At 42.8% G+C, this 16,467-nt stretch carries 14 protein-coding genes; 5 read left to right on the forward strand and 9 right to left on the reverse strand.

Going from position 1 to position 16,467, the window contains the following annotated elements:
* Positions 1-347 precede the first annotated feature (347 nt).
* A complete protein-coding gene (locus J0X14_RS16445; protein ID WP_207098910.1) occupies positions 348-2,327 on the forward strand; it encodes an aconitate hydratase in 1,980 nt (659 codons plus the stop codon).
* Positions 2,328-2,446: 119 nt separating this feature from the next.
* Positions 2,447-2,971, forward strand: a complete 525-nt coding sequence (locus J0X14_RS16450; protein WP_207098911.1) for a hypothetical protein — start codon at positions 2,447-2,449, stop codon at positions 2,969-2,971.
* A 290-nt stretch (positions 2,972-3,261) separates the two neighbouring features.
* Here the strand turns inward: J0X14_RS16450 and J0X14_RS16455 are convergent, their stop codons facing one another.
* The 8 genes from J0X14_RS16455 to J0X14_RS16490 all read right to left on the reverse strand — a co-directional run bounded on the left by J0X14_RS16455 (position 3,262) and on the right by J0X14_RS16490 (position 9,149).
* On the reverse strand, positions 3,262-3,735 hold the full coding sequence (locus J0X14_RS16455) for a hypothetical protein (protein WP_207098912.1): 474 nt from the start codon (positions 3,733-3,735) through the stop codon (positions 3,262-3,264).
* Positions 3,736-4,043: 308 nt separating this feature from the next.
* Complete coding sequence (locus J0X14_RS16460; protein ID WP_207098913.1) at positions 4,044-4,256, reverse strand: SHOCT domain-containing protein; 213 nt, start codon at positions 4,254-4,256, stop codon at positions 4,044-4,046.
* 7 nt (positions 4,257-4,263) lie between these two features.
* Positions 4,264-4,740: a Dps family protein gene (locus J0X14_RS16465; RefSeq protein ID WP_207098914.1), complete on the reverse strand. Its 477-nt coding sequence runs from the start codon at positions 4,738-4,740 to the stop codon at positions 4,264-4,266.
* A 261-nt stretch (positions 4,741-5,001) separates the two neighbouring features.
* Positions 5,002-5,670 carry a BON domain-containing protein gene (locus tag J0X14_RS16470; RefSeq protein ID WP_207098915.1) on the reverse strand — a complete coding sequence of 223 codons (669 nt, stop codon included), beginning with the start codon at positions 5,668-5,670 and terminating at the stop codon, positions 5,002-5,004.
* Between the two features lie 220 nt (positions 5,671-5,890).
* Positions 5,891-6,976: a calcium:proton antiporter gene (locus J0X14_RS16475; RefSeq protein ID WP_207098916.1), complete on the reverse strand. Its 1,086-nt coding sequence runs from the start codon at positions 6,974-6,976 to the stop codon at positions 5,891-5,893.
* Positions 6,977-7,105: 129 nt separating this feature from the next.
* Positions 7,106-7,261 carry a lmo0937 family membrane protein gene (locus J0X14_RS16480; RefSeq protein ID WP_207098917.1) on the reverse strand — a complete coding sequence of 52 codons (156 nt, stop codon included), beginning with the start codon at positions 7,259-7,261 and terminating at the stop codon, positions 7,106-7,108.
* Positions 7,262-7,282: 21 nt separating this feature from the next.
* Positions 7,283-7,756, reverse strand: a complete 474-nt coding sequence (locus tag J0X14_RS16485) for a hypothetical protein (protein ID WP_207098918.1) — start codon at positions 7,754-7,756, stop codon at positions 7,283-7,285.
* A gap of 433 nt (positions 7,757-8,189) precedes the next feature.
* On the reverse strand, positions 8,190-9,149 hold the full coding sequence (locus J0X14_RS16490; RefSeq protein ID WP_242528069.1) for a fatty acid desaturase family protein: 960 nt from the start codon (positions 9,147-9,149) through the stop codon (positions 8,190-8,192).
* An 805-nt stretch (positions 9,150-9,954) separates the two neighbouring features.
* Between J0X14_RS16490 and J0X14_RS16495 the strand changes: the two genes are divergently transcribed.
* Both J0X14_RS16495 and J0X14_RS16500 read left to right on the forward strand, forming a co-directional pair.
* A complete protein-coding gene (locus tag J0X14_RS16495; RefSeq protein ID WP_207098920.1) occupies positions 9,955-10,860 on the forward strand; it encodes an SAM-dependent methyltransferase in 906 nt (301 codons plus the stop codon).
* Between the two features lie 83 nt (positions 10,861-10,943).
* Entirely contained in the window at positions 10,944-12,419 is a 1,476-nt protein-coding gene (locus tag J0X14_RS16500; protein ID WP_207098921.1) for a glycoside hydrolase family 130 protein, read from the forward strand.
* A 751-nt stretch (positions 12,420-13,170) separates the two neighbouring features.
* Here the strand turns inward: J0X14_RS16500 and J0X14_RS16505 are convergent.
* Complete coding sequence (locus J0X14_RS16505) at positions 13,171-15,441, reverse strand: glycosyltransferase family 4 protein (RefSeq protein ID WP_207098922.1); 2,271 nt, start codon at positions 15,439-15,441, stop codon at positions 13,171-13,173.
* A 498-nt stretch (positions 15,442-15,939) separates the two neighbouring features.
* Between J0X14_RS16505 and J0X14_RS16510 the strand changes: the two genes are divergently transcribed.
* Positions 15,940-16,380 carry a BON domain-containing protein gene (locus J0X14_RS16510; RefSeq protein ID WP_207098923.1) on the forward strand — a complete coding sequence of 147 codons (441 nt, stop codon included), beginning with the start codon at positions 15,940-15,942 and terminating at the stop codon, positions 16,378-16,380.
* Positions 16,381-16,467 lie beyond the last annotated feature (87 nt).

Consider the following 16,467-nt stretch of genomic DNA (forward strand, 5'->3'; position numbering starts at 1 on the left):
CTTTGACCGTTTTTTGCACTATATCTCTTTTTACTGGTATATATGGATTTATGATTTCGTGGGCTTAACTTTGAGTGAAGCTTTTACATTCATCAATTATCAGGATAGGTGCTAAAACGGGAAGGTCGGATAAACCTGGCACTCCATAATGACCATTCGTTAATATGGTCTCTTCCATCCTGAAAAGCCATGGCCATGAATTCTCCCGAAAAATCGAAATTATCCAGAAAATTTGCGTAACTTAATAAGGAAACCTCCTGCCCGATTTTGATATCCACCTTCCCCCTACGGAACAGTATAAGAAAGTGGCTCCCTGATTTTTCGTCCAGTAAAAAACATAGAAGGCCATGAACCCATTCAATGTGACCCAAAAACTGATTGACCACCACCTTATTGAAGGCGAAGCCATCCCCGGAAGGGAAATAGGGATAAGGATCGACCAGGCCCTTTTACAGGATGCAACCGGAACCTTGGTCCAGCTTGAACTGGAAGCCATGGGCCTTAAAAAGGCTAAAACAGAAATAGCGGTTCAATATGTGGACCATAACCTGTTGCAAACCGACCATAAGAATGCGGACGACCATTTATTTCTTTATACGGCAGCTCAACGGTTTGGTTTATGGTACAGCCGTCCCGGCAATGGTGTAAGCCACCCCGTCCACATGGAACGGTTCGGAATCCCTGGAAAAACACTGGTTGGTTCCGATAGCCACAGTTGTGCCGCTGGATCGCTTGGAATGCTCGCCATAGGAACGGGAGGACTTGATGTGGCGTCGGTGATTGTCGGGGAACCGTTTTATGTCAAAATGCCACAGATCATGGGAGTGAAGCTTACGGGGAACCTTCCCGAGTGGGTCAGTGCCAAGGATATCATCCTGGAAATGTTGCGGAGGTATGGGGTAAAAGGAGGTGTCGGCAAGATTATGGAATATTATGGTGACGGATTGAAAAACCTTAGTGCCATGGACAGGCATGTTATCGCCAATATGGGGGCGGAACTGGGCGCCACCAGTACGGTGTTTCCCAGTGACCATGAAACATACCGCTTTTTAAAGGCGCAGGGGAGACCTGAGGACTGGGTCGAAATCATTTCAGATAAGGATTGTAAATATGACCTAAACGAAGAAATTGTCCTGGATGGGTTGGAACCTTTAATTGCGCTGCCGTCCAGTCCGGGAAATGTGGTCCCCGTAAGAGAGGTGGCCGGAAGACCCGTTGGACAGGTCGTAATTGGATCATCTGCCAACCCCGGACTACGGGACTTTTGGATCGCTGGTCATATTGTTAAAAACAGAACGGTCAATAATGGGGTGTCCTTTGATATCAACCCGACATCGAGACAGCTTATCCTGAATATGATCAAGAACCATAGTTTTGCAAATTTGATCAAGGCAGGAGCAAGGTTCCACCAATCAGGATGCATGGGCTGTATCGGGATGGGACAGGCTCCATCTTCAAATACCATAAGCTTGAGGACTATGCCAAGGAATTTTCCCAGCAGGTCCGGAACTGAAGATGACCAAGTGTACCTGTGCAGTCCTGAAACGGCAGCCGCATCAGCTTTGACAGGGAAAATTACCGATCCCAGGGATTTGGGGAAATTATTCGATATACCGTATCCTACCTATTCTAGCCCCGAAAAAGAGATCATAAATTCCGACCTTTTGGTGGCACCACTTGAAGATGGGTCTGGAGTTCAATTGGAGAAAGGCCCCAACATAAAGGAGCTACCGCATTTTTCACCTATGTCCGATCAATACAATATCCCTGTATTGTTAAAAATGGGGGATAATGTATCCACCGATGAAATTCTCAAAGCAGGAGCGGATGTGTTGCCATTTAGGAGCAACATCCCAGAAATCAGCAAGTATACCTATTCAGTAATAGACCCCACTTTTTACGAAAGGGCGATCAAGGCCAAACCAATATATGGGGGGCATGTCGTCATAGCAGGCGAAAACTATGCCCAAGGATCCAGTAGGGAACACGCTGCTTTGGCCCCAAAATATTTGGGACAGGTATGTGTAATAGCCAAGTCCTATGCAAGGATTGCTTGGCAAAACCTGATAAACTTTGGTATACTCCCCCTTGAATTTATACATGAAGAGGACTATGATAATATAGAGCAAGGAAGTATGCTAAGTTTTGAAAACTTGCGAGCTGGTATCAAAAGCAGGATCGGGATCCCCATAAGGGCAACCAATGCGTCCGGACAACTGTTTGAATTTGAAGCGGTACATACCATGAGCGATCGACAGATGGAAGTCCTTTTAAAAGGAGGGGTGATCAGCGATTTTCAAGAAAAATTAAAACGCCGAACTGATTGAACCCCAATAGAAAGTACATCTGGTTCTTGACCAAAGGTTCTGGGCAAGTGCCCCATGATAAGAAAACCAGAATGGTTTTCAAGATATAAATGTCCCCTTTAACGTTAACATTCCATACCATGATCGACACACAATTTTCAAAGATGATCTCCCATGACATAACAGAAAGATTGGCCTATGCGCCCAACGCCATATCCACGATCTCGGTGCTAAAGAAAAAAACGGGGGCAATCAAGGCAATGTCCTTTGATGTGGGAATGGAACTGAAGGGCAAGGGGTCTACTAAATCCATATTTTTTGAGATCATAGAAGGTAAGGCTCAAATAACCATGGACAACGAAACGACCCTCTTGAAATTGGGGGACACTGTAGTTATCCCAAAGTTTACAGATTATTTGATTGTTGCGACACATAGGTTCAAAATGATATCCATAGATTTGAATTTAACCCTGAAATGTTTGCGACTGAACAAAAAATCCACTGTAAACAAACTGTACAAAGCGGGACAAACCGTCTATTCCAGTAAAAACCCAAAAAAGGCATTGATCGTCAGGGCATTCCTGAATAAAATATACTACTGCTATGTCAAGGATTCTCCTGATGATAAGGAAGAGGTGTATTTTGAAAGGGAATTGTCCCTTTGACTTTCTTGCACCTTATAAGGGTTATTTCCCATCACCTCCGTACCCATGGAAAATCCATTGATCAAAGTTCCCATATCAATTGCTTCAAGGGAGTTTTTGATTGACAAGCCAAGGGGAGTCCGTTAGGTATCCGGGCATTTGATGTCCGAAGTTTCCTTTGGTACATTTCATTGTCCTTGGGCCAGAAAGAGGTAAAAGAAAGGTGTGGAAATTAGGGCAATTACTGCCACAATAAATAGAAAAATCCCTATTTCTAGGGATTCCGCATCAACAAATCAAATAAATTCCATTTATTCGATACTATTAAATTCGTCAACCATAAAGAATTCTCTATCCGCCGTATTCGCAAACTGGATTCCCTTGCCCATGATATATTCCATGGTCCTATTATCTACAGATATGGCAAAACCCTTCCCAGTGGACACCAACATAAAGGTATCTGCAACCTGTTTGTCATATCGTAAGGCTATGACACTATTGTCCCTTGGATTGGCATTGTTTGTGACGGTAATGAGTTTCGATACTTTGACAGGAGTGTTTATCCTGTCTTTATCAACTTTTCCCATATCTGCAAGAGCAAACATGGTTTTGTAATTCCGGCTCTCTTGTACCGTAACGGAATAAGGCATTTTAACACCTTCTTTGATATAGTTGAAGGTGTTGGTAGTGGTTGAGTTCAGGACCCCTGTCGGTCCATTTTGGGCGTGCGCCTGCATCATGGCAAGCAGTACTATCATACTCGCGATCTGTTTTAAATTTTTCATGTTTTCGTTATTAAAGGGTTATACTTGTTTTTTTATTCAATGGGACCTGTACCAGGCCCGTGGCCAATGTTGAAATGTTGGCTGTTCGGGATTGCTATGTTGTGGGGAGGTCTATACATTGCCGCGTCATAAAAACCCACCCTGATTCTATTCTCGGGACCAAAGGGATATCCTTTATTTTTTACTCCCAGATATCTTCGAGAGTTCCATTGGGAACATGATCAAGGGAAGGGCAAGTGGATGATCATAGTGGAAGAACTATCGGGGGAGATCCATATGGGACTTGTTTTCTTAAGGCAATGGGGTGGTCAACCTTCTAGGATTTTCTTCTTTTCGTGGTACTCTTCCTTATTGATTTCCCCGGAAGCAAAGCGTTTTTTCAGTATATCACTTGGGGTGTCTTTCTTGGTTCTTTGCCCAGGAATTTTATAAGGTATGGCAAAAATCCAGAAAAGTAGGATGCCCCAAACGAACCACCATATAAAGTGCATTCCCAAAAAATGATAACTGTTGTAATACATGGTGGCTTTATTTTGTTAAATGTGAACGCAGGAACCAAGCCATTTTTTCATGGGTAATCATAAGACTGGTAATGAAATCACTGCTGCCCGCATCATGAAAATCATCGATAAACGATTTTATATGACCTCGTAAATCCATATTAATACGTTCGTGATCGGCCAGTAGTTCTTTGATGAACCCTTGACTATCGTTTTTCTCACTTTCTGACTCTGTCAGATGGGTCAAATTTAGATACGATTTTAATGTAGCCGGTGCATAGTGGCCAATGGAACGTATGCGTTCCGCGACGCTATCCATGATTTCATCCAATTGTTTGAATTGAAGTTCAAAGAATTTATGCTTATCATAAAAATCGGCTCCTTCAACATGCCAATGGGCCTTTTTTGTCTTGATGTAAAGTACCGTTTCGTCCGCTAAATTTTTTGCCAATACCTTGACAACCCCCTGCCGGTTGATTTCAATTAGACCTGTTACTATTTTCATGATGTTCTGTTTTAATGTTATCCATTTTTCATCTCGTTTCCCATGGCTTTTTCCAATCGTCAGGTCCAATATTGGAAATATCCGGGCTTCCTTCAACCCACTTCCGTTTCCATGCTCCAACCTTATCACTTCTGTTTTTTCCCAATTGAATGGGGGAACCTTCAAATAGGGTTGGAGTCGCCAGGATTGGAATACATTACATACCCCTGTCGATGTAAGAGAAAAACGGTGGAAGAAAATTCCCCCACCATTTTGAAAGGGTTAAAGAACCAACAGGTAATCATATTCGACAGACAATTCATTTTTTACATCGCAGATACCACGAGCCTTCCATGCAATGCGGCCCGCTTCTTCTTTTTGATACCAAGAATTTACTTTTCCGCTCAATGTGACGGTTGTTCCGGATACGGATACGTCGATATCACTATCATCGATCGAACTTCTTCTCAGTGTACTTTCAATGGCACTCAGTTCAATTGTTCCGTTGCTTTCGGATTTGATCTTGATATTATTGCTCACACCTTTTACCCCTGAAAGACCATGTATGGCTATTTTTGCTGCTTCCCTTTGGTAATTCCAGGGCAACTCACCCGCCAATGTGACCCATCCATCCTCTACTTTTGCAGTCACCTTATCATTGGGAACATAGTGATTGGCCTTCAAGGCGTCCAAGACCTCAGTGGCGACTTCGGCATCCGTTTTTGCCCAATTGCTTGGAAACCTCACTTCAATATTTTCAACCAAGGCTTTCACGCCAATGACTTTTTTGGCCGTATCTTCCGCTTCCATTTTTTTTATGTAGCTGTCCACCACACCGGTCAAAGAAACAACACCATCCTTGGCTGTGACCCCAATTTCAGCTGCATGCAACAAAGGCTCCCATTTAATGGCATTCTGAACATCAACCTGTAATTCTGCATTCGTTTTCATAGGAATTATTTTTATGTTGTGAATGAATTTTCACAATGGCATAAAGGTCATCCTTATACCTGACCAATACGATACACAATGATCAAAATGAATTGCATAATTCACACATGGTATTTGGTCGCGCCAAAAAAACTATGGATAAAGTATTTACCGTTAGTTATATCATCATGATATTTGGAAGCAAGGACTCGAAGCCCCATAGCGGTGCCAAGTGGCCATGTCATGGGGAGATAATTGCAAAAAGATAAACCACAAAGATCGTTAAAAGTACGATTCCCTGCAGCACATTGGTACGCCCAGTGGCCAATGACAGTACAATGGTAAACTGGGCCAGTACCAATAAAACCATGGCTTTTGTATCAATGCCCAGTGTTATTTTCATTCCCGTTATAATGGACACAATGGCAACTGTCGGTATGGTGAGGCCGATACTTGCAAGAGCTGAGCCCAAGGCAAGGTTAAGGCTGGTCTGGAGGCGGTTTTTTCTGGCAGCGCGATAGGCGGCAAGTCCCTCGGGCAATAACACTACTGCCGCTATGATCACCCCGACCAGGGATTTTGGCGACCCTGCATTCAAAACGATGTTTTCTATATCGGATGTAAGGGCCTTGGCGAGCAGTACCACTATCCCGAGACACAAAACCAACAATAGGGCACTCATAAATGTTTCCATTACCGTCGGGGGAGGGGGCAGCACATTTTTGTTCTCAGTGGTTTTGGGGGATAAAAAAAAGGCGCGATGCCGTACGGTCTGCACCATTACAAATGTGATATACAGGACAAGACAAGCTATCGCAACAAAGAGCAATTGTGTAGGATTGTTTGTGGAACCATTCAGACTTGGAGTGAATTTGGGAAGGATAAGGGCGAACACCGATATGGCGGTAAGGGTAACCAAAGCCGCACTAACACCCTGGAGCCTGAACACCTGTTCCTTGTAACGTATGGCCCCTACCAGTATGCAGATCCCTATGATCCCCGTGAGGATTATCATTACCGATGCCAAAACCGTATCACGGGCAAGCGTAACTGCCTCAAGCCGCCCCCCGCTCAACATCAATGAAACGATCAGTGCCACTTCGATCACCGTAATCGCTGATGCCAGCAACAATGTGCCAAAAGGTTCTCCTACCCTATAGGCGATTACCTCAGCATGGTGTACCGCAGCGATGACGGATCCAATCAGTAAAATGCCAAGGAACAGAGAATAGAGTTCCCCCAGATCCAGCGGAATGCCAAAATAGGCGAGCCATGCCAAAATTGGTATCGCAATGGTCCACAATAGAAGGTATCGCTTTTTACTCATAATTGAATCAGGGGGTAAAGAGCTCCCGTTAAAGAATAATGGGGCATAAAAGAGAGTATCCAAGAACATGGCTGCATGTTCTTGGATACTCTGGGGATTGTACTTGTCGTTCTTATGTATAAATTGTGGTTACCCGGATTTTCGTCCCTGAACCATACTTAATATGATTGCAATGATCGCGATGACTAATAGGATATGGATGATTCCCCCGGCATGATATCCAAGAAATCCAATGGCCCATGCAATGATCAATACCACGGCCACCGTGTAAAGTGAGTTCGCCATAATGTTAGCTTTTTGTAGAGATTAGTTCGTATTATTTTTGGTCAGATCTTTTAATGCTCGTCCCAAGCTATCCATATCTTGATCAAATTCAACCTTAAATGATTCCCATTCATCATCGCCCTCATCCTTATAGTAGCTCATTTTTTCTTTCAACGATTGGTTTTTTTGTTCCAATGCGGCAAGTTCTTTTTCAAAATCCTGTTTGGCCGCATTGCTTTCCATTTTGGCTTTCGCCTTTAATTCGGCAATGACCTTTTCGTTTTCTGCAATTTTATTGTCCGATTCCAGTTTGAAAGCCTCATATCTAAGGACATATTCTTTCTTGGCCTCATCTAGACTTTCCTTTGCTTCCACTAGATTTTCCTTGGCCTCACCTGTATTTATTGTCTCCTTGTCTTTGGCGGGCGATTTGCAGCCATTGAACACTATGACGGCCATGGCAACGGAAGCCAATCCAAAGATCAGGGTTGATATTTTTTTTGTCTTGTAGTTCATGATTTAAATTTTTAAGTGAAACATTTCACAGGACAAAGATGGTCCGATAACCATTGATAAGTGTTATGCAGTAAGCTGTATTAGTTGCATGATTCACACATTTTCCTAGGGGCAGGTCCCATATTCTTCCCAATTGCTTGTACATTGAGGACAAATCTCTTGGAACGGGTGATAAAAGAAGAAACAACCAATGTAGACTTTTGGCAATTCCCACAAAAAATTGGAACCTTGGACCAAACCCATCCAAGCCCATCGAAAAACCCATACAACCCAGGCTTATACCTGATGGCCTTGCAATGGGACGGATTGGAGTCTAGGAAGGTTGTTGTTTTTTTACCATTTTGTGTGCATTTCAGCATGGAATGGAAATCAACTGGAATTCAGACCAACCCGAATGCTGTCAGGGTACACCAAAATAGGGAATACGTGTCCGTTAAGTGCTTACCGGAACAGTTTTTCCCAAGGAGCGCAACATCTTAATATGGTTCCAAATAGCACTGCCAAAGGTTTTTTGTGAATGGTAGGGCATACCGAATTCTTTGGCGGTCTCTGCCACGATACGGGATAGATTTTTATAGTGTACATGACAGATGTTGGGCAGTAGATGGTGTTCCACTTGGTAGTTCAACCCTCCTATCAACCATGAGAAGAGGGCACCCCTTGGCGCAAAATTAGTGGTTGTGGCCATTTGGTGCATGGCCCAATCGCCTGCGACCGTATTGTTTTCATCAGGCATGGGAAACTCCAAACTGGGCATGATGTGCGCAACCTGAAATATCGTACTGATCAAAAATCCGGTCACCAGGTGCATACTTATAAATGCCAGTATGATGATCCAGGGAGCTAGGGGGACCACGATCAATGGTAGGACGAGCGCGAAGGTATAGTAGACAAGCTTCCACATAATCAGTATGGAGATTTCCCTTTGGAACTCATTGCGCTTGTTCAAAAATCCCATTTTCCTATAGCGGTTCATGCGGACAAAATCCTTGGTGGTGACCCAGGAAATCGTCGATATACTATAAAAAAACCAGGCGTATATAAATTGGAACCTGTGCAGCGCATATCTTTTGGCATTCGGGGAAAATCTCAGAAAAAAGGGAGCATTGATATCATCGTCCGATCCCTTAATGTTGGGATAGGTATGGTGCAAAACATTGTGTTGTATCCTCCATACGGCCGAGCTAGCACCCACTAGGTTCATGGTGTACCCCATATAGCGGTTAACGGTCTTATTTCGTGAATACGATCCATGGATGGCGTCGTGCATGATCCCCATTCCTATTCCGGCCATTCCAAGTCCTCCTATAAAATAGAGCAGAAAAAGTTGCCAGGGACTTGAGGCCATTCCCAAATTGATGAGTAACAAGGGAACCACAAATAGCGATAACATTAAGACTGATTTGACTATCATGCTCTTATTGGCATATTTACTGATTCCCTTAGAATCAAAATACTGGTTGACCCTTGTTTTTAATGCTCTTGAAAAGTCGGATCCTCCTCTTTTCGCAAATTTTGGATTTTTGATACTGTTCTTTTTTTAAAGCCTTTGTCCGTTTTCCATTGCAATGGAAGCGTTTTTATCATGAGTCCCTATTGCAAACCAAAGGTTTGGTTGTTGTTTGAAACTTGTGGAACTGTGAGGAAATTAAATGGGATATCTATAATGAAGACGAATACTTACATCAAGAATAACATCAGATAACCTGGTCGCTATTCCTTAAAAACGTGGCTTAAACCGTTTATTGCACTATTGCATTGTTTTTCCGTGGGGGCAGGACCAAACCATGACCAAAATGAAATCCGGTAATGGATTGCACGTTGCACGGGACGATTGATACTAAAGGTAGGCTTAATTATAACGTGTCCTTTAAAAAGTATGTTAAATTGCTGTGATTTAATGAATTGCATATTGTAAAGAATAGTAGTTCCCTTGTCCATGGGACCAGTTAAATGACTACCTTTAGAAAATCATGCATAGCATCCTACACAGGTACTTGACATCCAAAAACAGGTAAGGGATCAGTACTTGCTTACGAACACTTCACGATTCAATTGGGAAACTACCGTATCCTTTTTAAACTTCAGTGTTTTTAACTGAAACCAACATGCGGAAAAGAAATAAAACCGCAATTATAAGAAAGGCACCCCAAGGATGCCTTCAAAAGAATTGAGTACTTAAACCTTAAATTAAAGAAATGGCCGATAAAAAGGATTTGGATTTTACCTACACTACCATAGACAGGATATTCCGTTTGAGCATGGGGGAAACCGCCGATTACAGCGGAGCCAAGTACGATGGTGATTTTTCAATGTCCTTGGAAGAGGCGCAAATGGAAAAACACCGGTTTATAGCGGATAGCTTATATATTAAATATGGAAGCAAAGTCTTGGACATGGCCTGCGGCTGGGGCCCCTTTATCAAATATGCTTCCCAAGATAGGGGAGGCATTTGCACAGGCTTGACCTTGTCCGAGGGACAGGCGGAAGCCTGTCAGAAGCATGGAATGAAGGTCCTTGTGAAGGATTGTCGCTACATCGTACCGGAAGATTTTGGAATGTTTGATGCCATTAGCTGCATTGGGGGATTGGAACATTTCTGTTCCGTTGAGGAATGGAAAGAAGGAAAACAAGAGAAAGTGTACAGTGACTTTTTTAAGACCGTTGCCAATTTGTTGCCAAAAGGTGGGAGGTTCTATATGCAGACCATGACGTTCAGTAAAAATATGATCGATTATGAAGAACTGGATGTCAAGGCCAAAAAAGGCTCCGCGGCCCATGTCATGGCACTGATGGTCAAGGAGTTTCCGGGTTCATGGTTGCCCTATGGACCTGAAATGGTGATACGGAATGCAGAACCGAATTTTAAATTGATCTCGAAAAGCAGTGGAAGACTGGACTACATTGAGACCATAGGCCAATGGCGAAAGAAGTTCAGGAAGTTCAACCTGAGAAAATATTGGCTTTATCTATCCCTGGTTCCCAAATACGTTATGGACAGGGAATTCAGGCATCAAGTGGCCGTCTTCAAGATCAGCCCGAACAAAATATGCTTTGAAAAGGAAATAATGGATCATTATCGGTTGGTGTTTGAGAAAATATAACCTGAAACAAATACATTGCATGAGGTTTTTAAAATGGGGCATTATCTTTTTTATAGTCTACCCCACTATTTATCCCAATACTTATGAGGGTTTCCGTAACACGTAAGCACGTAAAATTTCTGCCAGATGCCAGTAGGGTGGTGGCCCGTTCCTTTATGAACGGGGAACAACGGACCAAGGATTTGCTGTCCCTGATCTTCGGGATGAGCGAAAGTCAAGTAAGGGAATCCTTGGAACAGACCCTAAGGGAATTTGCAAGTAGGCACCGTAACATCACCAAACTTTTCCATAAACATTGTGATGGCATCAGGAATATCATCGGGCAAATGAACATGGATTTTGATGCTATTTCCTTGGAACGAAAATTGCTCATCGGTTCTTACCTTACCATGGAGTATTCCATAGAGTCCGCCGCTTTTTTTAATCCCTCCATCATCCAAGATTTTGACCAGTCCTATTTGGAAGAGGGTGAAATGCGCGTGATCCTTTCGTTTCGGGCAACAGGGGAAGGGCATATTTCTTCCATAGTTTTCAGAAGGGGGATAATCGATAAAAACAACGACCTGCATTTGATGGGTGTAGGCAATTCGATCGACATGGCAGAAATCTCCCATAAGAAACTCTATGATAAAGGACGATTTGTGAAAAAGATGCGGGAGATGCACATCCCCATAAAGTATTCAAAAAGTATCATGGAGGACCTGCCAGATAAATTCGAGTATTACGTGCTAAAGAACGCGGTAAGGAAAGTAATGGACGACACGGCCATTAGTCTTGAAAAAAGGTTGGCACTTGAAGAAATTACCTGGCTGGTGGATTCCTATTACGACATCGCGTTTGAGCATGATTCCGATTTGAGCGAACGCGTTATATTCCCTATTTCGGATTCGGAAAGCAAGGGGATCGAAGATGCCCGTTTTGTCCGCTTTGTTGAAAATGATGGCACCGAAAAGGTATATGCCACCTATACCGCCTATAACGGCCATGCCATATTGCCAAAACTTCTTTCTACGGATGATTTCTATACATTCAGGATCATGCCTTTGCATGGAAATGGTGCCGTAGGCAAGAACCTGGCACTTTTCCCCAAAAAGATCAAGGGGAAATACGCGATGCTTTCCAGGATCGATGGTGTGAACAACTATCTCATGTATTCAGATAGGGCAACGTTATGGAACGACCCCATCCTCCTTCAAAAACCAAGGTTTCCATGGGAATTTACACAAATAGGAAATTGCGGGTCCCCTTTGTGGACCGAACACGGATGGTTGGTCATCACACATGGTGTAGGGCCCATGAGAAGGTATTGTATCTCCGTTTCTTTGTTTGATCTTGAGGACCCGTCAAAAGAGATGGGCCGTTTGGAAGAACCTTTGTTAATGCCCTTGGAGGAAGAACGGGAAGGTTATGTACCCAACGTGGTCTATTCTTGCGGATCTATCATCCATAATGACAGTTTGATTCTGCCCTATGCCGTATCGGATTATTCCGCTACCTATGCCGTAGTGGAAATGGCTGCATTATTTAAAGCGTTAAAAAGTAAGGCTTCCCTCAATTAAAAATGTAGAAAGTAATTTACTGCTTTATTTTTCAAAAACACCGATAAACAAAATATCATAACTTCAGTTTCATAAAGCATGAAAAGAATCTTGATAAAGGATAATGATTCTTTTAATTATATAGGTAATCGATTTAATTTTTGACAATATCCTTGACCACCACGCGAAAGCTTATTTAAAATCATGATGGACTTTTAAGCCTCCAAGAGCTCTTTTAAGCGCAGGTTGAGAGAAGTACGGTGTATTGTATTTAAGAAGATAGTATCCTTAGAAGAGACATCTCTAGACTCCTTGCTGGCAAAAAAGCATTTATTCGTAATTATTTCATTTACAATACGTTAAACTCTTGCCAAAGATGGGTCACTTCTGATTTATTAATGTCATATTGAGTGTAGATAAAGGTATTATTGCCCCATCACAAGAAGTAAATAGAAATAAATGAAACATGAAAAAAGATTGCGAAACGATGTTAAAACTAGTTTTGAGAAAATATTGAGCCGCCACGCGAGCTGGAGGAACCAACGAAGACATACTTTGTTGAAACTAATACGGTTTTCTTGATAACAATTAAAAAAGGGGGCGAAAGCCCTTTTTTTATACTTCAGTATTGATGGCATCACCACAGGTAAAACGGATGAGTTTCCAATGGGCTTTTGCCAAAACTTTGGTGGAACCAAGACTACCTCATATTAGGGACATATGCTGTGCGTGTAGGTCCCAAGCCAAGACCGAAAACCCCTTTTTTTATATGTTACAATGTATTTGTCACCAGTTTTTTAGTATTTGAACCCTTATTTTCCTTAGATTGAAAAGACTCTTCATAGGCCTGCAGTACGGTTAAATGTGAGATAAGATAGGCCAACGAACTTTCGGCCCCTTGATTTCGGTTCACCCCATAATTTTCAAAACCATCACAGCACCCTTTGGTCTCAAAATCATACAGACTCATACGCATATCGTTTTCGCCCAAAAACCACATGAACGAGGTGAACAATTTTTTCAGAAAATCACGATTACCCGTCAATACATAAGCTTGATGGTACATTAGCACCATGGCCTCGGCATCGATGGGCTGTTGTGCGAACATGGAACGTTCCTTGTCCTTTACATACCAATCCTTGTTTCCGATGATGGATAAATAACCATCCTTCATCGTATGTTCGGTAAGAAAATCCATGGTGTCAAAGGCTACTTTGGAAATATCCCCGTCCTCCAGAACTTCCGCCGCGTGTAGGAGTGCCAAGGGTAAAATACCATTATCATACGCCAGAAGTGACTCAAACCACTTCCAATCTTCTGTATGGTTTTGATCATAATGGGAAACCAGTATATTGGCCAACTTATGCAAGGTCCCTTTCATGGCATCATCGGAAGCATTCGTCCTGAGATAATGGCTGATCCCGATCATGGTATTGGCAATCCCCCTTATGGATTTGATACTGTCAAAATAGGGAACGGCATCGAAAAAAACCAATTTGCCTGTTTGATAATAGGCATCGTTGGGCGCATTTGCCAAAAGATATCCCAGGGCCCAAATGGTTCGGCCAAAGGAATCCTCAGAACCTTTTTCATCCAAAAAATTACGGTTGAAGCTCAGAAAATTCCGAAAGGTGCCGTCCTTGTTCTGCATGTAATGGATATAGCTCAAATATACGGGCATGAATTCCAGGGCAAGTGGATCTTTTTTCTGTTTATAGGTCATACAGACCATTAAAAGCGCCCGGGCATTATCATCCAGACAATAGCCTTCCTTTAAGTTCGGAATCCCGAATTTTGCATGTTGGATAATACCGGTGTCATCGGTCAATCTTTTGATATGGACCAGGGAAAATGGGGGCAACAGCAAAGGATCTATGACGTTTTCTTTCTTTGGCAAGGGCTCCTTGGGTCTCGATAGTACCTGTGTTATTAGATCGGTATATTTTTGTCCGATTTTGGGCCAGGTGATGTCTTGCCCATATTCCGTTGCATTTTCTTGGATCTCGTGCAGGTTTTCTGGATTTTCCAGTAATTCGTTTAAAACTTCGGACAGGCCATCAGAGTCGTAAAAATCAAAAAGGCGCCCTTTGTTTTCCACAAGCAATTCCGCGGCATGCCAATAGGGGGTAGAGACTACGGCACAACCCGCACCCATGGCATAGGAAAGTGTGCCACTGGTGATCTGTGCCTCACTAAGGTAGGGGGTGATGTAAATATCACAGGCAGAAAGATATTTAAAGAGCTCATTTTCATCTATAAACTCATTGAGCAACAATACATGCTCATTGAGTTTCAGTGACTTTATAAGGACCTGGAGATAATTTCGATATTCTTCCCCCGAATGTCGCAACACATTGGGATGCGTTTTTCCCAAGACGATGTACAAAACTTCAGGATGCTTTTCAATGATTTGTGGCAAGGCCCTGATCACGGTTTCAATGCCCTTATTGCGACCGATGAAGCCAAAGGTCAGGAGCAACTTCTTTTCATTCAGTTTAAATTCCGTTCTCGACTCCTCCTTATCATAATGGATGTCCGGGACACCATGTTCTATAAGTACTATTTTTTCTTCGGGCACATCATATAGCTCTACAAGAAAGTGGATGGCCTTACGGCTCATTACCACAATTTTATCGGACATTTTGCAAATTTCCTTTAAGATGGCCCTTTCATTATAGGATGGTGTTTCCAGAATGGTATGCAAGGTTGTGATTAACGGGATGTTCAGGCGGTGTAGGAGGGGCAGGATATAGACTCCGCCCAGACCTCCATATATGCCAAATTCATGTTCAAGTATGCACGCATCCGCCCCACTGAGATTAATGTAGTTGACGGCTTCCAGATAATCGGTCTGTTGTTCTTGGTTGATGCTCAATTTTACTTCGGGTGGATAGTGATAGTCCTGGTTATGGTCGTTCATGGCGAAAACCATAATTTCTTTGACCCCCTTGCCGTTTTTCAACATGGAGTGGGCAAGGTTTTGGGTAAACGTGCCAATACCACATTCACGTGGTGGATAGGTGCCGATATAGGCTAGCTTCATCTTGGATGGGATTTTGTTGGAGCAAGGGGGCAACCCCTCTATAGGATGCGCCCCTTATAGTTTCTATTTACAATGCTTGTTTTGGTATCCCTGTGTGCACTTATTTTCTTTAGGTTCAGTGCGAGTTTTGGTTTGTTTGATTTTGAAGGGGTCTTGTTTCCTTTTGACATTTTCTTTGGGTTTAGTGAAATCCGCTTTTCCGAAACCACATCGGAAAACAAGGATAAGATATTGAAAATCAATAAAAAAAAGTTGAATAAAAAAGGAGTATAGTTGCATAAATCACAGATTTGTGCCGCGCTTGAAAAATGGGGGATTGGGTAGTTCCTTTTTTTGGGTTCCATTTTTGACCTTAATACGGAACACGGGATCCCACAAGAAAATCCATGTGTGATTTATGTAATTGCTTTCCGTTGGTGTATAATGGCACTACCGATGCAATGTTCGACCTTTATCAGGTTGTGGAAAGTGATTCCTACACGAAATAATCGGTTGATCATGAAAAGTAATGCAACATTGCGGATGGATGTTCAAAATGCCATTAAACGGCAGCCCCTGTTGCATGCCGATCAGATCGGGGTTACTGCCGACCATGGCGTTGTTTCCCTTTTTGGCACCGTGGATAGCTGCGCAAAAAAATTGGATGCAGAAAATGCGGCCAGTACGGTTATTGGTGTCAAGACATTGGTAAAGAACATCCAAGTGGAGTTCAGGGACGCCTTCAAAAACGCCAATGGGCAAATGGGCGGAAAAGTCTTGAAAATATTGATGTCCAATCCGTGTGTGCCCCATGATGGGTTGACCGTAAACGTTGAGGATGGTTGGGTCACATTGGAGGGTGAGCTCCCCTGGAACCACCAAAAAGAGGCCGCGGAAAGTGCTGTGTGTTTTCTGTCCGGTGTAAGGGGCATAACCAATAATGTTAAGATCGTCCCGTGATCATGCAATGGCATTGCATAAATGGATGTGGAAGATCATAGGGCACGGGACATACAGAACGTCTGGGATATAAAAAGCAAATTGGAA

This window comes from Allomuricauda sp. CAU 1633 (assembly GCF_017313225.1).
GTDB lineage: Bacteria > Bacteroidota > Bacteroidia > Flavobacteriales > Flavobacteriaceae > Flagellimonas.